General features: G+C 68.8%; 17 protein-coding genes and 1 tRNA gene. 3 read left to right on the plus strand and 15 right to left on the minus strand.

The window, feature by feature from the left end; genetic code table 11:
* Positions 1–53 precede the first annotated feature (53 nt).
* From AC07GB_RS07435 to AC07GB_RS07490, 12 genes are all read right to left on the minus strand, one after another.
* On the minus strand, positions 54–3968 hold the full coding sequence (locus AC07GB_RS07435; protein ID WP_478842494.1) for a DNA-directed RNA polymerase subunit beta': 3915 nt from the start codon (positions 3966–3968) through the stop codon (positions 54–56).
* A gap of 121 nt (positions 3969–4089) precedes the next feature.
* On the minus strand, positions 4090–7575 hold the full coding sequence (gene rpoB / locus AC07GB_RS07440; protein WP_478842496.1) for a DNA-directed RNA polymerase subunit beta: 3486 nt from the start codon (positions 7573–7575) through the stop codon (positions 4090–4092).
* A 606-nt stretch (positions 7576–8181) separates the two neighbouring features.
* Positions 8182–8571 carry a 50S ribosomal protein L7/L12 gene (rplL, locus tag AC07GB_RS07445; protein ID WP_030685497.1) on the minus strand — a complete coding sequence of 130 codons (390 nt, stop codon included), beginning with the start codon at positions 8569–8571 and terminating at the stop codon, positions 8182–8184.
* Positions 8572–8682: 111 nt separating this feature from the next.
* Positions 8683–9210 carry a 50S ribosomal protein L10 gene (rplJ, locus tag AC07GB_RS07450; protein ID WP_478842498.1) on the minus strand — a complete coding sequence of 176 codons (528 nt, stop codon included), beginning with the start codon at positions 9208–9210 and terminating at the stop codon, positions 8683–8685.
* Positions 9211–9522: 312 nt separating this feature from the next.
* Positions 9523–10386, minus strand: a complete 864-nt coding sequence (locus AC07GB_RS07455; RefSeq protein ID WP_478842500.1) for an SCO4651 family lipoprotein — start codon at positions 10384–10386, stop codon at positions 9523–9525.
* A 125-nt stretch (positions 10387–10511) separates the two neighbouring features.
* A complete protein-coding gene (locus AC07GB_RS07460; RefSeq protein WP_478842502.1) occupies positions 10512–11414 on the minus strand; it encodes an SCO4651 family lipoprotein in 903 nt (300 codons plus the stop codon).
* A 232-nt stretch (positions 11415–11646) separates the two neighbouring features.
* Complete coding sequence (gene rplA / locus AC07GB_RS07465; protein WP_478842504.1) at positions 11647–12369, minus strand: 50S ribosomal protein L1; 723 nt, start codon at positions 12367–12369, stop codon at positions 11647–11649.
* A gap of 81 nt (positions 12370–12450) precedes the next feature.
* A complete protein-coding gene (rplK, locus tag AC07GB_RS07470) occupies positions 12451–12885 on the minus strand; it encodes a 50S ribosomal protein L11 (protein WP_016645192.1) in 435 nt (144 codons plus the stop codon).
* A 270-nt stretch (positions 12886–13155) separates the two neighbouring features.
* Complete coding sequence (locus tag AC07GB_RS07475; RefSeq protein WP_478842506.1) at positions 13156–13683, minus strand: hypothetical protein; 528 nt, start codon at positions 13681–13683, stop codon at positions 13156–13158.
* Between the two features lie 330 nt (positions 13684–14013).
* Complete coding sequence (gene nusG, locus AC07GB_RS07480; protein WP_478842508.1) at positions 14014–14934, minus strand: transcription termination/antitermination protein NusG; 921 nt, start codon at positions 14932–14934, stop codon at positions 14014–14016.
* 77 nt (positions 14935–15011) lie between these two features.
* Positions 15012–15299, minus strand: coding sequence for a preprotein translocase subunit SecE (gene secE, locus AC07GB_RS07485; RefSeq protein WP_478842510.1), 288 nt, complete (start codon positions 15297–15299; stop codon positions 15012–15014).
* Between the two features lie 107 nt (positions 15300–15406).
* Positions 15407–15479 (minus strand) — tRNA-Trp (locus AC07GB_RS07490).
* Positions 15480–15682: 203 nt separating this feature from the next.
* Here AC07GB_RS07490 and AC07GB_RS07495 point away from each other — a divergent pair.
* Both AC07GB_RS07495 and AC07GB_RS07500 read left to right on the plus strand, forming a co-directional pair.
* Positions 15683–16909 (plus strand): pyridoxal phosphate-dependent aminotransferase, encoded by a 1227-nt coding sequence (locus AC07GB_RS07495; RefSeq protein ID WP_478842512.1) that lies wholly within the window; start codon positions 15683–15685, stop codon positions 16907–16909.
* A 124-nt stretch (positions 16910–17033) separates the two neighbouring features.
* A complete protein-coding gene (locus tag AC07GB_RS07500) occupies positions 17034–18053 on the plus strand; it encodes an adenosine deaminase (RefSeq protein WP_478842514.1) in 1020 nt (339 codons plus the stop codon).
* On the opposite strand, the gene AC07GB_RS07505 is transcribed toward AC07GB_RS07500, so the two are convergent.
* Complete coding sequence (locus tag AC07GB_RS07505) at positions 18043–18654, minus strand: TetR/AcrR family transcriptional regulator (protein ID WP_478842516.1); 612 nt, start codon at positions 18652–18654, stop codon at positions 18043–18045. The genes AC07GB_RS07500 and AC07GB_RS07505 overlap by 11 nt on opposite strands.
* Positions 18655–18739: 85 nt before the next feature.
* On the opposite strand from AC07GB_RS07505, the gene AC07GB_RS07510 reads away from it, so the two are divergent.
* Positions 18740–19378 carry an NAD(P)-dependent oxidoreductase gene (locus AC07GB_RS07510; protein WP_478842518.1) on the plus strand — a complete coding sequence of 213 codons (639 nt, stop codon included), beginning with the start codon at positions 18740–18742 and terminating at the stop codon, positions 19376–19378.
* 47 nt (positions 19379–19425) lie between these two features.
* On the opposite strand, the gene AC07GB_RS07515 is transcribed toward AC07GB_RS07510, so the two are convergent.
* Complete coding sequence (locus AC07GB_RS07515) at positions 19426–20481, minus strand: UDP-N-acetylmuramate dehydrogenase (protein ID WP_478842520.1); 1056 nt, start codon at positions 20479–20481, stop codon at positions 19426–19428.
* A 113-nt stretch (positions 20482–20594) separates the two neighbouring features.
* A complete protein-coding gene (locus AC07GB_RS07520; RefSeq protein ID WP_478842522.1) occupies positions 20595–22022 on the minus strand; it encodes an MFS transporter in 1428 nt (475 codons plus the stop codon).
* Positions 22023–22045 lie beyond the last annotated feature (23 nt).

Below are 22045 nucleotides of genomic sequence, written 5' to 3' on the forward strand. Positions count from 1 at the left end.
CCGGCTCTCGTCGGGTGACCGCCCTGCGGTGAGACTCGCTGCTGGGGCGAGGACTACTGGTTGTAGGGACCGTAGTCGTAGTCCTCCAGCGGAACGGCCTGGCCGGAGCCGGTGCCGAACGGCGAGTAGTCGATGTCGTCGTAGCCGACGGCCGAGTACATCGCGGCCTTGGCCTCCTCGGTCGGCTCGACCCGGATGTTGCGGTAGCGGGACAGGCCCGTACCGGCCGGGATGAGCTTACCGATGATGACGTTCTCCTTGAGGCCGATGAGGCTGTCGGACTTGGCGTTGATCGCCGCGTCCGTCAGCACTCGGGTCGTCTCCTGGAAGGAGGCGGCCGACAGCCAGGACTCCGTCGCGAGCGAGGCCTTGGTGATACCCATCAGCTGCGGACGGCCGGAGGCGGGGTGACCGCCCTCGGTGACCACGCGACGGTTCTCGGTCTCGAACTTCGAACGCTCGACCAGCTCGCCGGGCAGCAGCTCGGCGTCGCCGGACTCGATGATCGTCACGCGGCGGAGCATCTGCCGGATGATGATCTCGATGTGCTTGTCGTGGATCGACACGCCCTGCGAGTTGTAGACCTTCTGGACCTCGCCGACCAGGTGGACCTGGACGGCGCGCTGGCCGAGGATGCGCAGCACGTCGTGCGGGTTGGTGGCACCCACGGTGAGCTTCTGGCCCACCTCGACGTGGTCGCCCTCGCCCACCAGGAGACGGGCGCGCTTCGAGATCGGGAACGCCGTCTCGTCGCTGCCGTCGTCCGGGGTGACGACGAGCTTCTTGGTCTTCTCGGTCTCCTCGATGCGGACGCGGCCCGCGGCCTCGGAGATCGGGGCGACACCCTTCGGCGTACGGGCCTCGAAGAGCTCGACGACACGGGGCAGACCCTGGGTGATGTCGTCACCGGCCACACCACCGGTGTGGAAGGTACGCATCGTCAGCTGGGTACCGGGCTCACCGATGGACTGGGCGGCGATGATGCCGACCGCCTCACCGATGTCGACCAGCTTGCCGGTGGCGAGCGAACGGCCGTAGCAGAAGGCACAGGTGCCGACCGCGGACTCACAGGTCAGGACCGAGCGGGTCTTGACCTCCTCGACGCCGTTGGCGACCAGGGCGTCGATCAGGACGTCACCCAGGTCGACGTTGGCCGGCGCGATGACCTTGCCGTCGATGACGACGTCCTCGGCCAGCATGCGGGCGTATACGGACGTCTCGACGTTCTCCGTCTTGCGGAGCACGCCGTCCTCGCCACGGACCGCGATCTTCAGCTTCAGACCGCGCTCGGTGCCACAGTCCTCCTCGCGAATGATGACGTCCTGGGAGACGTCGACCAGACGACGGGTGAGGTAACCGGAGTCGGCGGTACGGAGAGCCGTGTCCGCCAGACCCTTACGGGCACCGTGCGTGGAGATGAAGTACTCGAGCACGGAGAGGCCCTCGCGGAACGAGGCCTTGATGGGACGCGGGATGGTCTCGTTCTTCGCGTTCGACACCAGACCACGCATACCGGCGATCTGCCGCATCTGCATCATGTTTCCTCGGGCACCCGAGTCAACCATCATGAAGATGGGGTTGGTCTTGGGGAAGTTCGCGTTCATCGCCTCGGCGACCTCGTTGGTCGCCTTGGTCCAGATCGCGATGAGTTCCTGCGTGCGCTCTTCCTTGGTGATCAGACCGCGCTCGTACTGCTTCTGGACCTTCTCGTCCTGGGCCTCGTAGCCCGCGACGATCTCCTTCTTCGCCTCAGGCACGACGACGTCGGAGATGGCCACGGTGACGCCGGAACGGGTCGCCCAGTAGAAGCCGGCCGCCTTCAGGTTGTCGAGCGTCGCCGCCACGATGACCTTGGGGTAGCGCTCGGCGAGGTCGTTGACGATCTCGGAGAGCTGCTTCTTGCCGACCTCGTAGTCGACGAAGGGGTAGTCCTCGGGCAGCAGCTCGTTGAAGAGCGCGCGGCCCAGGGTCGTGCGCAGGCGGAAGCTGTCGCCCTGCTGGTACTCGCGCTCCCCGACGCCGTCGTCCCCTTCCTCGGCGACCGGAGGGGTCCAGCCGCGCGGCGGGATGGTGCCCACCGGGAAGCGGATGTCGACCTTCGACTGGAGCGACAGCTCGCCCGCGTCGAACGCCATGATCGCCTCGGCGGTGGAGCCGAACGCGCGCTCCTCGCCCTTGACCCCGCGGCCCTCGCCGTCGGTGGTGAGGAAGAACAGACCCAGGACCATGTCCTGCGTCGGCATCGTCACCGGCCGGCCGTCGGCGGGCTTGAGGATGTTGTTCGAGGACAGCATCAGGATGCGGGCCTCGGCCTGCGCCTCCGCGGACAGCGGCAGGTGCACGGCCATCTGGTCACCGTCGAAGTCCGCGTTGAACGCGGTGCAGACGAGCGGGTGGATCTGGATGGCCTTGCCCTCGACCAGCTGCGGCTCGAAGGCCTGGATGCCGAGGCGGTGCAGCGTCGGCGCACGGTTCAGCAGAACCGGGTGCTCGGCGATGACCTCTTCGAGGACGTCGTACACGACCGTGCGGCCGCGCTCGACCATGCGCTTGGCCGACTTGATGTTCTGCGCGTGGTTCAGGTCGACCAGACGCTTCATCACGAACGGCTTGAACAGCTCAAGGGCCATGGCCTTGGGCAGACCGCACTGGTGCAGCTTCAGCTGCGGACCGACGACGATCACGGAACGCGCGGAGTAGTCCACACGCTTACCGAGGAGGTTCTGACGGAAGCGGCCCTGCTTGCCCTTCAGCATGTCGCTGAGGGACTTCAGGGGGCGGTTGCCGGGGCCCGTGACCGGGCGGCCACGACGGCCGTTGTCGAACAGCGCGTCGACGGCCTCCTGGAGCATGCGCTTCTCGTTGTTCACGATGATCTCGGGCGCACCGAGGTCGAGAAGGCGCTTCAGGCGGTTGTTGCGGTTGATCACACGGCGGTACAGGTCGTTCAGGTCGGAGGTCGCGAAGCGGCCACCGTCCAGCTGCACCATCGGACGCAGGTCCGGCGGGATGACCGGCACGCAGTCGAGCACCATGCCCTTGGGGCTGTTGGACGTCTGCAGGAACGCGGAGACGACCTTGAGGCGCTTGAGCGCACGGGTCTTCTTCTGGCCCTTGCCGGTGCGGATGATCTCGCGGAGGCGCTCGGCCTCCTCGTCGAGGTCGAAGGACTCCAGGCGCTTCTGCAGCGCCGCGGCACCCATCGAGCCGTCGAAGTACGTGCCGAAGCGGTCCCGCAGCTCGCGGTAGAGCAGCTCGTCGCCCTCGAGGTCCTGGACCTTGAGGTTCTTGAAGCGCGACCAGACCTCGTCCAGACGGTCGATCTCGCGCTGCGCGCGGTCGCGCAGCTGCTTCATCTCGCGCTCGGCACCCTCGCGCACCTTGCGGCGCACGTCGGCCTTGGCGCCCTCGGCCTCCAGCTCGGCCAGGTCGGTCTCGAGCTTCTTGGCGCGGGCCTCGAGGTCGGCGTCGCGGCGGTTCTCGATCTGCTGACGCTCCACGGAGACGTGCGCCTCCAGGGAGGGCAGGTCGCGCGTGCGGCGCTCCTCGTCCACGAACGTGATCATGTACGCGGCGAAGTAGATGACCTTCTCGAGGTCCTTCGGCGCGAGGTCGAGCAGGTAGCCCAGACGCGACGGGACACCCTTGAAGTACCAGATGTGCGTGACGGGCGCGGCCAGCTCGATGTGGCCCATCCGCTCACGACGCACCTTGGCGCGAGTGACCTCGACGCCGCAGCGCTCGCAGATGATGCCCTTGAAGCGGACACGCTTGTACTTGCCGCAGTAGCACTCCCAGTCCCGGGTCGGACCGAAGATCTTCTCGCAGAAGAGTCCGTCCTTTTCGGGCTTGAGCGTGCGGTAGTTGATGGTCTCGGGCTTCTTGACCTCGCCGTGGCTCCACTGGCGGATGTCGTCCGCGGTGGCCAGGCCGATCCGGAGCTCGTCGAAGAAGTTGACGTCGAGCACTATGCGTCAATCCCTCTCAGGGTTGTGCCACCTCGCGCTAGCGAGATATTGGCGCTTCATCAATGGTCTGTCGGGGTCCGGGGGCCCGCCACCCCGGTATGCCGGGGTGGCGGGGGACCCGTCAGACCTCTTCGACGCTGCTCGGCTCGCGCCGGGACAGGTCGATACCGAGCTCCTCCGCGGCGCGGAAGACGTCCTCGTCCGTGTCACGCATCTCGATGGACATGCCGTCCGAGGACAGCACCTCCACGTTGAGGCAGAGCGACTGCATTTCCTTGATGAGCACCTTGAAGGACTCGGGAATGCCGGGCTCGGGGATGTTCTCGCCCTTGACGATGGCCTCGTAGACCTTCACGCGGCCGGTCACGTCGTCGGACTTGATCGTAAGGAGTTCCTGGAGGGCGTACGCGGCGCCGTAAGCCTCAAGGGCCCACACCTCCATCTCACCGAAGCGCTGGCCACCGAACTGAGCCTTACCACCCAGCGGCTGCTGGGTGATCATGGAGTACGGACCGGTCGAGCGGGCGTGCAGCTTGTCGTCGACCAGGTGGTGCAGCTTGAGGATGTACATGTACCCGACGGAGATCGGGTCCGGGAACGGCTCGCCGGAGCGGCCGTCGAACAGCCTCGCCTTGCCGGACGGGAGCACCATGCGCTCGCCGTCGCGGTTCGGGATGGTGTGCTGGAGCAGACCGGCCAGCTCGTCCTCGCGGGCGCCGTCGAAGACCGGGGTCGCGACGTTGGTGCCCGGGGCGACCGAGTCGGCGCCGATCACCTGGAGGCGCTCGGCCCACTCGTCGGCGAGGCCGGAGACGTCCCAGCCGCGGCTGGCGAGCCAGCCGAGGTGGATCTCCAGGACCTGTCCCGGGTTCATTCGGGACGGCACACCCAGCGGGTTCAGGATGATGTCGACCGGAGTTCCGTCCTCGAGGAACGGCATGTCCTCGATCGGAAGGATCTTCGAGATAACACCCTTGTTGCCGTGACGGCCTGCGAGCTTGTCACCGTCGGTGATCTTGCGCTTCTGGGCCACGTAGACGCGGACCAGCTGGTTCACGCCCGGGGGCAGCTCGTCGCCCTCTTCGCGGTCGAAGACGCGGACGCCGATGACCTTGCCGGTCTCGCCGTGCGGCACCTTCAGGGAGGTGTCGCGGACCTCGCGGGCCTTCTCGCCGAAGATCGCGCGGAGCAGGCGCTCCTCCGGCGTCAGCTCGGTCTCACCCTTGGGCGTGACCTTGCCGACGAGGATGTCGCCGGCGATGACCTCGGCGCCGATGCGGATGATGCCGCGCTCGTCGAGGTCGGCGAGGACCTCCTCGGAGACGTTCGGGATGTCCCGGGTGATCTCCTCGGGGCCCAGCTTGGTGTCACGGGCGTCGACCTCGTGCTCCTCGATGTGGATCGAGGAGAGGACGTCGTCCTGCACGAGGCGCTGCGACAGGATGATCGCGTCCTCGTAGTTGTGGCCCTCCCACGGCATGAAGGCCACGAGCAGGTTCTTGCCCAGGGCCATCTCGCCTTCCTGGGTGGCGGGGCCGTCGGCGAGGACCTGGCCCTCGATGACGCGCGCGCCTTCCTCGACGATGACCTTCTGGTTCACCGAGGTGCCCTGGTTCGAGCGGGAGAACTTCGCGACGCGGTACGTGGTGTACGTGCCGTCGTCGTTCGTGACGGTGATGTAGTCCGCGGAGACCTCCTGGACCACACCCGCCTTCTCGGCCTTGATGACGTCGCCGGCGTCGACGGCGCAGCGGTACTCCATGCCCGTACCGACGAGGGGGGCCTCGGCGGTGATCAGCGGCACGGCCTGGCGCATCATGTTCGCGCCCATGAGCGCGCGGTTGGCGTCGTCGTGCTCGAGGAAGGGGATCATCGCGGTCGCGACCGACACCATCTGGCGCGGCGAGACGTCCATGTAGTCCACGTCCGTCGGCGCGACGTAGTCGACCTCGCCGCCGCGGCGGCGGACCAGGACGCGGGCCTCGGCGAACCGCAGCTCGTCGGTCAGCGGCGCGTTGGCCTGCGCGATGACGAATCGGTCCTCTTCGTCAGCGGTCAGGTAGTCGACGTCGTCGGTGACCTGACCCTCGACGACCTTGCGGTACGGGGTCTCGATGAAGCCGAACGGGTTGATGCGGCCGTACGAGGCGAGCGAACCGATCAGACCGATGTTCGGGCCTTCGGGCGTCTCGATCGGGCACATGCGGCCGTAGTGCGAGGGGTGCACGTCACGGACCTCGAAGCCCGCCCGCTCACGGGAGAGACCACCCGGGCCGAGCGAGTTCAGACGCCGCTTGTGGGTGATGCCCGACAGCGGGTTGTTCTGGTCCATGAACTGCGACAGCTGGCTGGTGCCGAAGAACTCCTTGATGGAGGCGACGACCGGCCGGATGTTGATCAGGGTCTGCGGCGTGATCGCCTCGACGTCCTGGGTGGTCATGCGCTCGCGCACGACGCGCTCCATACGGGCGAGACCCGTACGGACCTGGTTCTGGATCAGCTCGCCGACGTTACGGATGCGGCGGTTGCCGAAGTGGTCGATGTCGTCGGTCTCGACGACGATGGACGCACCGCTGTCGCCCACGGTCTCGGTCTCACCGGCGTGCAGCTTCACCAGGTACTTGATCGAGGCGATGATGTCCTCGACGGTGAGCACACCGGCGTCGAGCGGGGCGTCCGCGCCCAGCTTCTTGTTCACCTTGTAGCGGCCGACCTTCGCGAGGTCGTAGCGCTTGGGGTTGAAGTACAGGTTCTCGAGCAGCGTCTGCGCGGCCTCGCGGGTCGGCGGCTCGCCCGGGCGGAGCTTGCGGTAGATGTCGAGCAGCGCGTCGTCCTGGCCCTGGGTGTGGTCCTTCTCCAGGGTGGCGCGCATGGACTCGTACTCGCCGAACTCCTCGAGGATCTGCTCGGTCGTCCAGCCGAGGGCCTTGAGCAGCACGGTGACCGACTGCTTGCGCTTGCGGTCGATGCGCACGCCGACCATGTCGCGCTTGTCGATCTCCATCTCGAGCCAGGCACCCCGGGACGGGATGATCTTGACCGAGAAGATGTCCTTGTCGGACGTCTTGTCGATGGAGGAGTCGAAGTAGACGCCGGGCGAACGGACGAGCTGCGACACCACGACACGCTCGGTGCCGTTGATGACGAAGGTGCCCTTGTTCGTCATGAGCGGGAAGTCGCCCATGAAGACCGTCTGGGACTTGATCTCGCCGGTCTCGTTGTTGGTGAACTCAGCGGTGACGAAGAGCGGGGCGGCGAACGTGAAGTCGCGCTCCTTGCACTCGTCGATGGAGTTCTTCGGGGGCTCGAAGCGGTGGTCCCGGAACGTCAGGGACATCGACCCGGAGAAGTCCTCGATCGGGGAGATCTCCTCGAAGATCTCCTCCAGACCGGACTTGGTGGGGACGTCCTGTCCGGACTCCAGAGCCGCCTCGACACGAGCCTTCCACGCGTCGTTGCCGAGCAGCCAGTCGAAGCTCTCGGTTTGCAGCGCAAGAAGGTTCGGAACCTCGAGGGGCTCCTTGATCTTTGCAAAGGAGATGCGCAGCGGGGCGGTGCTGGCGCCGTTGTTCGTATTCGCGGTCGAGGCAGTGCGCGAGGCGGCCAAGAGGGGGTCCTTCCGAGGGCTCGGACTCACTACGCGCGTACCGGTCCCAGCCTTGGCACGGGGGAGAGACGGTCTTGAAATGGCTAAAAGGCCAGGTCAGGACGGTTACAACCCACGATGCTCAGGGATGGGCATGCCCCTGGTGACGGGCAGGAGGCAGCTAACAGGCAGCGCAAAGGGTCAGTGTAGCCACCTGGCCCACTGATGTCCAGTGCGGGTTTCTGAAGACCCTCTGTGTTCTCAACACCTGCGGCAAGCCACGTCCTCAACGCACATCGATACTGCCCTCTTCGCCGCCGATCCATGCCTCGGATGCGGATCCTTGTGACGACGCGTCCTGAGAATTGCGCGCTGCGTGCGGTTCGTCAAGGCCCCCCAGCCCTGACAGGCTCCGATTCAGGAACCTTCGGGGGCCGCTCGGAGGCACAACGAAGATCACCATACTCGCCGGTGCCGACAGTGCAAGGCAGCCGTCACGGGAACGCCGAAGGGCGACCACCCAACTGGGTGATCGCCCTTCAGTGTGTGCGCGTTACAGCGCGGGAGCCGTGCGGTCCCTCACAGGACCACGAAGGCTCGGGGAGTCGCGTACGACCCCGTGAGGTGTTACTTGACCTCGACGGAGGCGCCGGCGCCCTTGAGGGCCTCGGCGGCCTTCTCCGCGGCGTCCTTGGCGACCTTCTCGAGGACCGGCTTCGGGGTGCCGTCGACGAGGTCCTTGGCCTCCTTCAGACCCAGGGAGGTCAGCTCACGCACGACCTTGATGACCTGGATCTTCTTGTCGCCCGCACCGGTGAGGATGACGTCGAACTCGTCCTTCTCCTCCTCGGCGGCGGCAGCGGCGCCACCAGCGGCACCACCGGCGACGACGACCGGCGCGGCAGCGGCGGCGGTGACGTCGAACTTCTCCTCGAAGGCCTTCACGAACTCGGAGAGCTCGATGAGGGTCATGCCTTCGAACTGCTCGAGCAGCTCGTCCTGGGTGAGCTTCGCCATGATGGCGGTCCTTCCACTAATTCGGCAGGTGCCGGATGTACTGGTGTGGCGGGCGTACGTCTGGCCCGCTGTGACCGTCGCCGTCAGGCGGCGGTCAAAATGCGAGCCGAGTTACTCGGCACCGCCCTGCTCGTCCTGCTTGGCACGGAGCGCGTCCACGGTGCGGACGAGCTTCGACGGCAGCGCCTGGAAGACAGAGGCAGCCTGGGACTGCTTGCCCTTGAAGGCACCGGCCAGCTTGGAGAGCAGAACCTCGCGGGACTCGAGGTCCGCAAGCTTCTTGATGTCGTCGGCGGACAGCGCCTTGCCGTCCAGAACGCCGCCCTTGATGACAAGGGAGGGGTTCTCCTTGGCGAAGTCACGCAGACCCTTCGCCGCCTCGACCGGGTCACCGGTCACGAAGGCGACAGCGGTCGAGCCCTTGAGGTGCTCGTCCAGCTGAATCCCGGCCTCGTTGGCCGCGATCTTGGTCAGCGTGTTCTTCACCACACGGTACTGAGCGTTGTCGCCGAGAGAACGACGGAGCTGCTTGAGCTGCGCCACGCTCAGTCCGGTGTAAGAAGTCACAACAGCAGCGTTGGAGTCGCGCAGCTTCTGCGTGATCTCCTCGACGGCTGCGACCTTGTCGGACGTCGCCATGAGCCTCGGCCTCCTTCCGGGGTGATGATCCTCGACTGACCTTCCTCGATCAGCCGTGCGTCGCCGGACCGCCTGAATCAGGCACAAGGAAGGGGCTCTGCACAAAACGAAACGCCCCGGCGCAGGCGCACGGGGCGTGGCTCGACCGGACACGAATGCGTCCAGGAGCACTTCCACGGTCACCTGCGCGGGTCGTCCGCAGTTCAGCGGATCCTTCGGCCGCCGCGCACTCTCACGAGCACACGACAACGACCAGCGGTCTTTGGCTTCGATGGAAGGCTACGCGAACGGGGCCGAGTCAAGCAAATCGGGTCAGCCCTTCGCGCCCGAGTCCTTCATCATCTGGGCGAGGTCCATGACCTGGCTCTTCGGCGGCGCCGTGACCGTCACCGGCTTGTTCACGTCGAAGAACGTGATCGTCATGTCGAACTTGCCCTTGTCGGCGTCGCCCTGGGTACGGAACTGCTTGGCCCGGTCGTCGCCGTCGATCCACATGTCCATCGAGAGCTTCTCGATGCCCATGTCCTCGAACTTCTCGATGTTCTTCGTGCGGCTCGCCCGCGTCTTCGCGTCCTCGCCCTTGAGGTCGGCGCGCAGGTCGTCGAGGGTGACCGTGCCCTTGTAGTGGGTCGTCTCGACGCCGTCGACGGTCTCCTCGCCGACCTTCTTCACGTCCTTGGAGCCGGTCAGGAAGGCGGCCTCCTGGGCCGGGTTCTTCTCGGCCTGGCTGGACATGGAGGCGCCCCCGGGCTTGCCCGCGCCCTGCTTCTCCATGGCCTTGGCGTCGAACTTCATCCAGCTCTTGCCGTCCGCCTCGGCGCTGGGCTTGCCGCCGCCGAGGTACAGGCCGCCGTCGACGAGGCGGATCTCGGCCTTCTGCGCCCCCTGGTCGAGCGCGGTCATCTTCATCCGCATGGCGAGCGGCTCGGCCGTCATCGACGCCTCGGCCTTCATGCGCCCGTCACCGGGCACCTGGCCCTTCATGCGGAAGCTGAAGGACTTCAGCTCCTCGCTGTTCTTCGCGGCCTTCTTCACGGCCGCGGCCGGCGAGAGGTCGTCCCCCGCGCTGTCCGACTTCTTGTCCGTGCCGCAGCCCACCGCGCCACCGGCGAGCAGCAGGGCCGCCACGGCGGCGCCGGCCGCCCTCTTGCTGCCCTTGCGTACGGAAATGATCATTACCCCACCCCTAGGAACATTTGATCCATTTATTGCGGTGGGCTGAGATTACCTGACGGACGCGCGCGGGGTCTCCGGGATATCTGCCGAGGTCAGACCGAGATCGGGCCGCTACCGGACCGAGATCAGGTGGCGGGCTGACGGTTCATCAGGTCCTTGAAGTCGGCGGTGTCGGCCGCGGGCGGCTCCTCGGCGGTGACCTTGGTGCCGTAGTCGCTGTAGTACGCGGTCGCGGCCAGCTCGCCGGTCTTCATCTGGCCCTTTTCGACCTTCTTGACCAGCAGGTTCTCGTCGTTGACCCAGATGTCGACGGTCTCGGTCGTGACGCCCGCCTGCTCCAGCTGCCGCTTCATGTCGGAGAGCTGGGACTCGCTGAGGCCGGAGGACTTCTCCGCCAGCTCGGCGACGTCGACCGTGCCGGAGTAGTGCGTGGTGTTCACGCCGCGGACCTTCTCCTGGCCGACCTTCTTCACGTCACCGGAGGCGAGCAGCATCTTCACCGACTGGTGCGGCGTGCTGTTCTGCATCGCGTCCTTCATGTACGCGCCCGAGCCGCCGCCGATCCGCTCCAGGTCGTCGTACGCGTACTTCACCCAGTGCTTGCCGTCGGCCTGGGCGGCGAACTGCTCGCCCATCTTGGCGTAGTACGCGTCGGGCAGGTAGCGGGCCTCCATGGAGGTGCTGCCCGTCCTGCGCATCGTCTCCGCCAGCTGGCCGCCGGTGTAGGTGATCGTCATGGTGCCGGTGAGGCCGTCCTCCCAGCCGAGGGCGCCGCTGGCCTTCATGGACATCGCGGAGCCCATGGTGGTCTCGGACTCCACCTTGGCCGAGTCCGCCTTGTCGGTGGACTTCTCGATGGTGCGCAGGGCGGCTATCGGGCTCGCGCTCAGGCCGCCGCCCCCGCCCTTGCCGGAGGAGTCCTTGGAGTCGCTGTCCGAGCCGTCCGACGAGCCACAGGCGGTGATGCCGGTCAGCGCCGTCGCGGCCGCGATCGCCAGTGCCACGCGGCGTGCTGTCGTGCCGTTCATGTCGTCCCACCCCTTGCGTCCATGGAGAGCCGGCACGCTAGCGCGGCCCGCTCTCCGGCGTCCCGCGTACGTGGTCGACATCACGTACGGCGAAGTCACTTGCGGAGAAGCTCGTTCACTCCCGGGGAAATCCCGTTCCCCCAGCGTCTACCCGTACAACGGGACGGGTCCCGCACCACGAATGGTTGCGGGACCCGTCGGATACGCGCCAGACGCGCGGCTGCCGTCAGTGTCAGACGGCGGCCGGGTCCTCCTCGACGAGGAGGTTGCGGGTGCGGTTGGAGTCGACCGGAATGCCGGGGCCCATCGTGGTGGTGATGGCGGCCTTCTTGATGTAGCGACCCTTGGCGGCCGACGGCTTCAGACGGAGGATCTCCTCCAGGGCCGCGGCGTAGTTCTCCACCAGCTTGGTGTCGTCGAAGGACACCTTGCCGATGATGAAGTGCAGGTTCGAGTGCTTGTCGACGCGGAACTCGATCTTGCCGCCCTTGATGTCGTTGACAGCCTTGACGACATCGGGGGTCACGGTGCCGGTCTTCGGGTTCGGCATCAGACCACGCGGACCGAGCACGCGGCCGAGGCGGCCGACCTTGCCCATGAGGTCCGGGGTGGCGACGACGGCGTCGAAGTCCAGACGGCCCTTGGAGACCTCGTCGATCAGCTCGTCGGCGCCGACGATGTCGGCCCCGGCGGCTTCCGCGGCCGCAGCACGGTCACCGGTCGCGAAGACCAGGACCCGGGCGGTCTTACCGGTGCCGTGCGGGAGGTTCACGGTGCCACGGACCATCTGGTCGGCCTTGCGCGGGTCGACACCCAGACGGAAGGCCACCTCGACGGTGCCGTCGAACTTGGTCGCGGAGGTCTCCTTGGCGAGACGGACCGCCTCGAGCGGGGCGTACAGCTTGTCCCGGTCGATCTTGGCGTCCGCAGCGCGGAGAGTCTTGCTGCGCTTCACTTCGTACTCCTGAGGTTCAGGTTTGGAGTTCGTGGTCCGGGCCAGCGCTGGCCCTGCCACTCAAGGTCAAACGGGGGAGGTTCAGCCCTCGACCGTGATGCCCATGGAACGGGCGGTGCCGGCGATGATCTTCGACGCGGCGTCCAGGTCGTTCGCGTTGAGGTCGGGCATCTTGGTGGTGGCGATCTCGCGGACCTGCGCCTCGGTGATCTTGGCGACCTTGGTCTTGTGCGGCTCGCCGGAGCCCTTCTCCACGCCCGCGGCCTTGAGGATCATCTTCGCGGCCGGCGGGGTCTTGGTGATGAAGGTGAAGGAACGGTCCTCGTAGACCGTGATCTCCACCGGGATCACCCAGCCACGCTGCGACTCGGTCGCGGCGTTGTAGGCCTTGCAGAACTCCATGATGTTCACGCCGTGCTGGCCCAGCGCGGGGCCGACAGGCGGGGCCGGGTTGGCGGCGCCGGCCTGGATCTGGAGCTTGATCAGCCCCGTGACCTTCTTCTTCTTGGGAGGCATTGCTCTCTCCGGGTCCTAGTGAGAGTGTTGAGCAGCCCCATCCGGCATGATCCAGCGGCATTCCGCGACGACCGTCACACGATCGTCTGGATCATTTGGATGGAGGCATACCGCCCTACGATAACGGGTAACGCGCCGGGGCCCAAACCGGCCCCGAGCAGGCCCGTGGGCCCGCCCCCGTATGACGGGCCCACGGACGTATCAGCGGCCCCGCTCGACGAGGGCCGGGAGGGCGGCCCCCGCCGAGCGAGCGTGGGAGCGCGGCTCGGCTCAGCAGCGCTTGGACGTCAGCGCCTGGCCGGGCAGCGGGTCGCCGGGGGCGCGCAGCTGGCCGATCGCCGCGGTGCATTCGGCGGCGGTGGCCGCGGGCAGCGACCAGAACTCCGCGCTGTTGGTGGCGTTCCACCAGTCCTGGCCGACGATCTCGTCCCGGCTGTAGCTGTAGACGCCGGTGCTGACGTCGTAGTCCTTGATCTTGTCGCGGAAGCTCTTCCACACCCACACGTAGCCGTAGTTCTTCTTGCACGAGGGCGAGTAGAACTGCTTGACGGACGCCGCGTGCGCGCCGCCGCGGTCGATGTAGGCGGTGGTCCCGATCTGGTAGGCGTCGGCACAGACCCCCGCGGCCTGTGCCTTGGCGCTCTTCGGGTTGCCGTCCGCGGAGGGCGCCGTCGACTGGGGCGCGGCCCCGCGGGCGCCGGGCGCGGGCGCGGGGCCGGTCCCTGCGAACGCGGAGCCGGCGCCGAGCAGGACGAAGGCACAGGCAGAGGCGGCGATCGCGGTCTTGCTAGCTCTCATGAGGTGTCCCCTTGCTCGTGGTGAGTGAGCCCATCCGGCCATACCTCCGCAGAGCACCACAAATCGCCGCGCCCAGGTCGCGGAGATCCCTTGGGGCGTGGGTGGTGAGTGGTGGGAAGCGGTGCGAAGGCCGGGGGGTTCCGTCTAAGGGGTCAGACAGCCCGAGCGGCCCGATGGTTGTGGTGCGGGACACATTTGCTTCGCCCGCGGGCCGGCCCGGGCTCGCCGGAGGGCCGGCCCGGGCACGCCGCAGGCTCGGCCCGGGCATGCGACAGGGCCCCCTCCCGGCGGAGATCCGCTGGTCGGGGGCCCTGTCGGAAGAGCGTGGTGTCAGTTCTTCTGGATCTGGTCGAAGCTCAGCTCGACCGGGGTCTCGCGGCCGAAGATCTCGACGAGGCCCTTGACCTTCTTCGAGTCGGCGTTGATCTCGTTGATCGTGGCCTGGAGCGTGGCGAAGGGGCCGTCGGTGACGGTGACCGAGTCGCCGACCTCGAAGTCCAGGACCTGGACCTCGACCTTGCGCTGCGGGGCGGGCTTGCCCTCGGCCTCGGCGGCCTCGCGGGCGGCCTTCTCCTCGGCCTCCGGGGCGAGCATCTTGACGATCTCGTCCAGGGTCAGCGGGTACGGGTCATAGGCGTTGCCCACGAAGCCGGTGACGCCGGGGGTGTTGCGGACGACGCCCCAGGACTCGTTCGTCAGGTCCATGCGGACCAGGACGTAGCCGGGGAGCTTGTTCTGGCGGATCGTCTTGCGGTCGCCGTTCTTGATCTGGACGACCTCTTCCTGCGGCACCTCGGCCTGGAAGATGTAGTCCTCGACGTTGAGCGAGACGGCGCGCTGCTCGAGGTTGGTCTTCACGCGGTTCTCGTAACCGGCGTAGGTGTGGATGACGTACCACTCGCCGGGCAGGCCGCGCAGCTCGTCGCGCAGGGCGGCGATGGGGTCGACCGGCTCGGCGGGCTCCGCCTCCTCGGCCTCCACGGCCTCTTCGGCCTCCGCGTCGGCGGCCTCAGCGTCGAGGTCGGTCTCGTCCTCGACCAGCTCGGCGGCGTCGGCGTCCTCGTCGGTCTCCGCGACGGCCTCGGCCTCGTCGTCCTCGTGCACAGCGGCTTCTTCGGCAGCCTCACCGGCGGCGGCGTCGGCAGCCTCGACCTCGTCCGGGTCCACGGCGTCCGCCGCCTCGACGATGTCGATCTGGTCCTCCACGGACTCCGCCGACTCGATGGCGTCGTTCAGGTTCGGGTCAGACACGGTGGCTGCTTCTTCCTGGATGCATGGGGGTGGAACGCGCGAAAGGGGCGCCTGGATCGGCGCCCTTCGCTTTCGGTCTAGCCGAAGACGTACTTGACGAGGTGGCTGAAGCCGTAGTCAATCACGGTCACCAGACCGATCATGATGACGACGAAGACGATCACGACGGTGGTGTACGTCGTGAGCTGACTGCGGGTGGGCCAGACGACCTTGCGCAGCTCGGCGACGATCTGGCGGTAGAAGAGCGCGAGACGGCCCAGCGGGCCCTTCTTGCCGCGCTTGCCGCCCTTGCGGCCCTTCTTCTTGGACTCCGGCGCCTCGTCCTGGGCATCAGGCATGTCGATGGAGCCCACGGCGTCCGTCACTCGTCCTCACCTGATTCCGGGTCGTGGCCGTGCCGCGCCCGGTTGAGCCGCACGGCGGTGCAATGCAGTACGTACATGCGCACACATCCTGGCGAAGGAGTGTGTAGCAGGGCCGGAGGGACTTGAACCCCCAACCGCTGGTTTTGGAGACCAGTGCTCTACCAATTGAGCTACGACCCTTTGATTTCCCCCAACCTACCGCATCCGACCAGGTGCACGGAGTGCGGTGGAAGGAACGGCCGGTGAGGGCCAACGACGAGTGAGTGTACGTGGTCCGGAGCGCCCCGTCGAACAGCTCGGGTCCCGCCGGTCGCTCCGGAGTGTGGTCACGGGTCCGGCAAACCCGTGTGCCCGGGCCTCGCGGGGTCTGGAACGATGGGCGCATGAGCGCTGTCACTCCACCCACCGAGCGCCGGGTCTCCGCCCGAGTCGGCGCGATCTCCGAGTCCGCGACCCTCGCCGTCGACGCCAAGGCCAAGGCCCTCAAGGCCGCCGGGCGCCCGGTGATCGGTTTCGGCGCGGGCGAGCCCGACTTCCCGACCCCGGACTACATCGTCGAGGCGGCCGTCGAGGCCTGCAAGAACCCGAAGTACCACCGGTACACCCCGGCGGGCGGCCTGCCCGAGCTGAAGGCCGCGATCGCCGCGAAGACGCTGCGCGACTCCGGTTACGAGCCCGAGGTCTCCCAGATCCTGGTCACCAACGGCGGCAAGCAGGCCATCTACGAGGCCTTCGCCGCGATCCTCGACCCGGGTGACGAGGTCATCGTCCCGGCGCCGTACTGGACGACGTACCCGGAGTCGATCCGCCTCGCGGGCGGCGTCCCGGTCGACGTCGTCGCCGACGAGACCACCGGCTACCGCGTCTCGGTCGAGCAGCTGGAGGCCGCGCGCACGGAGAAGACCAAGGTCGTCCTCTTCGTGTCGCCGTCGAACCCGACGGGCGCGGTCTACAGCCGTGCGGACGCGGAGGCCATCGGCCGCTGGGCGCACGAGCACGGCCTGTGGGTCATGACGGACGAGATCTACGAGCACCTCGTCTACGGAGACGCCCAGTTCACGTCCCTCCCGGCGCTCCTGCCCGAGCTGCGCGACAAGTGCGTCGTGGTGAACGGCGTCGCGAAGACGTACGCGATGACGGGCTGGCGCGTGGGATGGATCATCGGCCCGAAGGACGTGGTGAAGGCCGCGACGAACCTCCAGTCGCACGCCACCTCCAACGTCTCGAACGTCGCGCAGGCCGCCGCCATCGCCGCCGTCTCCGGCGATCTGACCGCCGTCGAGAAGATGCGCGAGGCCTTCGACCGCCGCCGCAAGACGATCGTGCGGATGCTGAACGAGATCGACGGCGTCGTCTGCCCCGAGCCCGAGGGCGCCTTCTACGCCTACCCGTCGGTGAAGGGCCTCATCGGCAAGGAGATCCGCGGCAAGCGTCCGCAGGACTCCGTCGAGCTGGCCGCGCTGATCCTGGACGAGGTCGAGGTCGCGGTCGTCCCGGGCGAGGCCTTCGGCACGCCGGGCTACCTGCGTCTGTCGTACGCCCTGGGTGACGAGGACCTCGTCGAGGGCGTCTCGCGGATCCAGAAGCTGCTTGCGGAGGCCCGCGACTGACAGCCGCCTCTTCAAGGGACGGGCACCGCATCACGTGATGCGGTGCCCGTTTCTTCGTTCGGTGGCGTACCCCGTGGGAAGAAGCGGCTACCGGGACCGGGGGTGCGTACGGCAAGATCCTGGAATGGAGCGTGTACGAGACGTCAGCGAGCTGCCCAAAGCCCATCTGCACCTGCACTTCACCGGGTCGATGCGGCCCTCCACACTCCTGGAGCTCGCCGACAAGTACGGGGTCCGTCTGCCGGACGCGCTGACCGGCGGGGAGCCGCCGAAGCTGCGTGCCACCGACGAGCGGGGCTGGTTCCGCTTCCAGCGGCTCTACGACATGGCGCGGTCCTGTCTACGCGAGCCCGAGGACATCCAGCGGCTGGTGCGGGAGGCGGCGGAGGAGGACCTGCGGGACGGTTCCGGCTGGCTGGAGATCCAGGTCGACCCGACGTCGTACGCTCCACGGCTCGGCGGGCTCATCCCGGCCATGGAGGTCATCCTGGACGCGGTCGACAGCGCCTCGCGCGAGACCGGCCTGGGGATGCGCGTTTTGGTCGCCGCGAACCGCATGAAGCACCCGCTGGACGCGCGTACGCTCGCCCGGCTCGCGGTCCGGTACGCCGACCGCGGCATCGTCGGCTTCGGCCTGTCGAACGACGAACGGCGCGGCATGGCGCGGGACTTCGACCGGGCCTTCGCGATCGCGCGCGAGGGCGGCCTGCTCGCGGCCCCGCACGGCGGCGAGCTGACGGGCCCCGCGTCGGTGCGCGACTGCCTGGACGACCTGCACGCGCGGCGCATCGGGCACGGCGTGCGGGCGGCCGAGGACCCGCGGCTGCTGAGGAAGCTCGCGGAGCGGGGCGTGACGTGCGAGGTGTGCCCGGCGTCGAACGTGGCGCTCGGTGTCTACGAGAAGCCCGAGGACGTCCCGCTGCGCACGCTGTACGAGGCCGGGGTGCCGATGGCGCTCGGGGCCGACGACCCGCTCCTGTTCGGCTCGCGGCTCGCCGCGCAGTACGAGATCGCGCGGCGCCACCACGGCTTCAGCGACGCCGAGCTTGCCGAGCTGGCGCGGCAGTCGGTGCGCGGCTCGGCGGCCCCCGCGGACATACAGGCGAAGCTGCTCGCGGGGATCGACGCGTGGCTCAGCGGCTGACGCCGGCGAGCAGCGTGCGGGCGAGCCCGGCGGCGAAGGCGTCGACCGGCAGCGGGGGCCGCTTGCCGACCGTGGCGTCGTAGGCGAAGGCGCGCTGCGCGCAGGCGCCCAGGAGCAGCGAGGCCGCGGCGAAGGTGTCGGCGCCGGGGTCGATGCGGCCCGCGTCGCGTTCGGCGCGCAGATAGGTCTCCAGGGCCTCGATGGGCATGTGGGGGCCCATGCCGCGCTCGCGCATGGCGTCGTCGTGGCGGCGCTTGAGCTTCGTCTCCGCGTACAAGGAGGCGGCGACCGGGAAGCTCTGTGCGTAGAACTCGCAGGCCAGGACGGCGATCTCGGTGAGGTTCTGCTCGACGGTGCGCTCCCCCGGCTCCTCGATGAGGCGGCGCAGGAGCGGTCCGAGGCGGGGCAGCCGCTCCTGGAGGACGCCGACGAACAGGTCTTCCTTGCTCGCGAAGTGCTTGTAGAGCGCGGCTTCGGAGCAGCCCGCGGCCTTGGCGATCTCCTTGGTGGTGGCCCGGGCGAGGCCGAGCGTGAACATGAGCTGGTGGGCCGCGTCGAGGATGCGCTCGCGCGTGGGCTTTCGCGGTGCCTGCCGTTCCATGAACCGTCCAACCGGGCTTGACGACGGGGTGAGTACGTACTCACCCTAGTGGTGAGTGAATACTTACCCACCTGGAGGGCGCGCGATGAGGATCACGGTGTTCGGGGCGAGCGGCGGCATCGGCGGGGAGATCGTCCGCCAGGGCCTGGCGGCGGGGCACGAGGTCACGGCGGTGGTGCGCGATCCGGCGCGCCTGACGGCGTCCGGGGACCGCCTGGAGGTGGTCCGGGCGGACCTCACGGACGCGGAGGAGCTGCGCGGGGCCGTGGCGGGGCGGGACGCGGTGCTCTCCGGCCTGGGGGCGCGTGGACGTGCGGACGCGCGCGGGGGCATCGCGACGCGCCTCACCGTGCCGGTGCTGCGCGCCATGGAGGCGGAGGGCGTGCGCCGTCTCCTGGTGGTGAGCGCGGCGCCGCTGGGCCGGGCGGCGGAGCGCGAGCCGCTCGCCGACCGCGTCACGATGGCCCTGGTGAGCAGGGTGTTCGGTCCGGTGTACGCGGATCTGCGCGTCCTGGAGGACGAGCTGGCGCGCAGCGCGACGGACTGGACGTCCGTGCGCCCGCCGCGGCTCCTCGACCAGCCGCTGACGGGCGTCTACCGGACGGCTGTCGGCCACAACCCGCGCAGTGCCCGGCAGATCGGCCGGGCCGACGTGGCGCACGCCATGCTGACGATGATCGACGACCCGGCGACGGTGAAGCAGGGCGTGGGGGTGGCGTACTGAGCGCCTTGCCGGGGCTGCCCGGGTCTCCCCTACGGCTGCCCCGGGGGCTACAGGCTGACGCCCACCGTCACCGGCTCGTTGACGAGCGTGACCCCGAAGGCGTCCCGTACGCCCGCGACGACCTCGCGCGCCAGGGTGAGCAGGTCCTCGGTGGTGGCGCCGCCGCGGTTGGTGAGGGCGAGGGTGTGCTTGGTGGAGATGCGGGCGGGGCCCTGGCCGTAGCCCTTGGGGAAGCCGGCCTTGTCGATGAGCCAGGCGGCGGAGGTCTTCACCCGGCCGTCGCCCGCGGCGAACGCGGGCGGGGCGACGTCCGGGCCGAGCCGGTCGGCCACGCGCGCGTGGAAGGCGGCGAACTCCTCGTCGGTGAGGATCGGGTTGGTGAAGAAGGATCCGGCCGACCAGCTGTCGTGGTCCTCGGCGTCGAGCACCATGCCTTTCCCGGCGCGCAACTTCAGGACGGTCTCGCGGGCGACGGCTGCGGGCACGCGGTCGCCGACCTCGACGCCGAGCGTGCGGGCCGTCTCCGCGTACCGGATCGGGGCGCTCATGCCGTCCGCGTCCTCCAGTGCGAAGCGCACGCGCAGGACCACATAGCGCTCGGGGTCGGCCTTGAAGCGGCTGTGGCGGTAGGAGAAGGCGCACTCCGCGTTCGAGAGGGTGACCGTCTCGCCGGTCCTGCGGTCGTAGGCGACCACTTCGGTGATCGTCTGGGAGACCTCCTGGCCGTACGCGCCCACGTTCTGGATGGGCGTCGCGCCGGCGGAGCCGGGGATCCCGGCGAGGCACTCGATGCCCGCGAGGCCGGCCGCGACGGTGCGCTCCACGACGTCCGTCCACACCTCGCCCGCCGCGATCTCCAGGGTGGTGCCGTCGAGCGTGAAGCCGGTGGTGGCGATGCGCAGCGCGGTCCCGGCGAAGCCCTTGTCGCCGATGACCAGGTTGCTGCCGCCGCCGATGAGCAGCAGCGGCGTACCGGATGCGTCGGCCTCGCGGACGGCGGCGACCACATCGGCGTCGGTCGTCGCGGTGATCAGCCGGTCGGCGGGGCCGCCGAGCCGGAAGGTGGTCAGCGGGGCGAGGGGGGCGTCGTGAAGTACCTGCACGCACACCAGGGTATGCGGGGCCGCCGCGGCGCCCGGGCGGCGGGCCCGCGGGACCTGGGCGGACAAGCGGGGGCCCACCCGCCCGGAAGGGCGGGTGGGTCCGAGGGAGGGCCTCACGCGGCGACCGGCGCCTTCTCCTGGACCGGAGCGGCAGCGGACCGCTCCGGCTGCCGCCGGGGCAGCAGCGCCGCGGCGGCGGCCGCCAGGGCGACGACTCCCGCGCCGCCCCACAGCGCGGGCTCCAGGCCGTCCACGAACGCGCGCGGCGACTCGTATCCGCCGTGCGCGGAGAAGACCGAGGCGAGGACGGCGATGCCGAGGGCGCCGCCCAGCTCGCGCAGCGCGTTGTTCGCCCCGGAGGCGATGCCCTGTTCGGCGGGCCGGACGCTGGACATGACCAGGCTGGCGGCCGGGGCGAAGAACAGGGCCATGCCGACCCCGCTGATGATCAGGGCGGGGAGCTGGGCGGCGTACGACACGTCAGGAGCCACGATCAGGGCGAACCAGCCGAGGCCCACGGCCTGCAACGCGAGGCCCGCGGTGACGATCGGACGGCCGCCGACGCGGTCGGAGAGGTACCCGGCGATGGGCGCGACGATCATCGGCATGCCGGTCCAGGGCAGCATCCGCAGCCCCGCCTCGGTCGGCGAGTAGCCGAGCACGCCCTGGAGGAACTGGCTGAGCAGGAAGATCGAGCCGAACATCCCGACGAACATCAGCAGGCTGGCGGCGTTGATCGCGGAGAAGGCACGGTTGCGGAACAGCCGCATGGGCAGCATCGGGGCCCGGTTGTGGATGCCGTGGTGCACGAACCCGGCGAGCAGCGCGCCGCCCGCGATCAGGCCGGTCAGGACGGGTGCGCTGGCCCAGCCGTCGATGTTGCCGCGGATCAGCGCGTACACGATGCCGAACAGGCCGCCGCTGGCGAGCAGGGTGCCGGCGATGTCGAGGCGGGCACCGGTGCCGTACGACTCGGCGAGGCGGAGGCGGGCCAGCGGCAGCAGGGCGAGGCCCAGCGGCACGTTCAGCCAGAAGATCCACTGCCAGGACACGTGTTCGGTCAGGGCGCCGCCGATGAGGGGCCCGCTGGCGACGGCGAGGCCGTTGACGGCCCCCCAGATCCCGTACGCCATGCCGCGCTTGGCCGCGGGCACGGCGGCCGTGAGCAGGGTCAGGGTGAGCGGCATCATGACGGCCGCGCCGACGCCCTGGACCGCGCGGGCCGCGATCAGCTCCTCGATGCCGGGCGCGAGGGCCGCGGCTGCGGAGGCCGCGGTGAACACGGCGAGGCCCGCCCCGAAGAGCTTGCGGCGCCCGAACCGGTCCCCCAGGGCCGCGCCGAACATCAGGAGCACGGCGAAGGTGAGGGTGTAGGCGCTCACCGTCCACTCCAGCTCTTCGAGCCCGCCGCCGAGGTCCTCACGGATGGAGGGCAGCGCGGTGGTGACGACGAGGTTGTCGAGGGCCGCCATGAACCCGGCGACGCTGGTGATGACGAGGGCCCACACGACTCCCCCGCGCGGTGCTGCTTGCTGTGACATCGCTCCCCCTGACACGGATGTAC

The organism is Streptomyces sp. NPDC045778 (genome assembly GCF_056431945.1).

Coding starts and splice junctions, on each gene's coding strand:
- rplL (WP_030685497.1), bottom strand. CDS start 8,571: ATGGCGAAGCTCACCCAGGACGAGCTGCTCGAGCAGTTCGAAGGCATG.
- rplJ (WP_478842498.1), bottom strand. CDS start 9,210: ATGGCGACGTCCGACAAGGTCGCAGCCGTCGAGGAGATCACGCAGAAG.
- AC07GB_RS07455 (WP_478842500.1), bottom strand. CDS start 10,386: ATGATCATTTCCGTACGCAAGGGCAGCAAGAGGGCGGCCGGCGCCGCC.
- AC07GB_RS07460 (WP_478842502.1), bottom strand. CDS start 11,414: ATGAACGGCACGACAGCACGCCGCGTGGCACTGGCGATCGCGGCCGCG.
- rplK (WP_016645192.1), bottom strand. CDS start 12,885: ATGCCTCCCAAGAAGAAGAAGGTCACGGGGCTGATCAAGCTCCAGATC.
- AC07GB_RS07475 (WP_478842506.1), bottom strand. CDS start 13,683: ATGAGAGCTAGCAAGACCGCGATCGCCGCCTCTGCCTGTGCCTTCGTC.
- AC07GB_RS07495 (WP_478842512.1), top strand. CDS start 15,683: ATGAGCGCTGTCACTCCACCCACCGAGCGCCGGGTCTCCGCCCGAGTC.
- AC07GB_RS07500 (WP_478842514.1), top strand. CDS start 17,034: ATGGAGCGTGTACGAGACGTCAGCGAGCTGCCCAAAGCCCATCTGCAC.
- AC07GB_RS07505 (WP_478842516.1), bottom strand. CDS start 18,654: ATGGAACGGCAGGCACCGCGAAAGCCCACGCGCGAGCGCATCCTCGAC.
- AC07GB_RS07510 (WP_478842518.1), top strand. CDS start 18,740: ATGAGGATCACGGTGTTCGGGGCGAGCGGCGGCATCGGCGGGGAGATC.
- AC07GB_RS07520 (WP_478842522.1), bottom strand. CDS start 22,022: ATGTCACAGCAAGCAGCACCGCGCGGGGGAGTCGTGTGGGCCCTCGTC.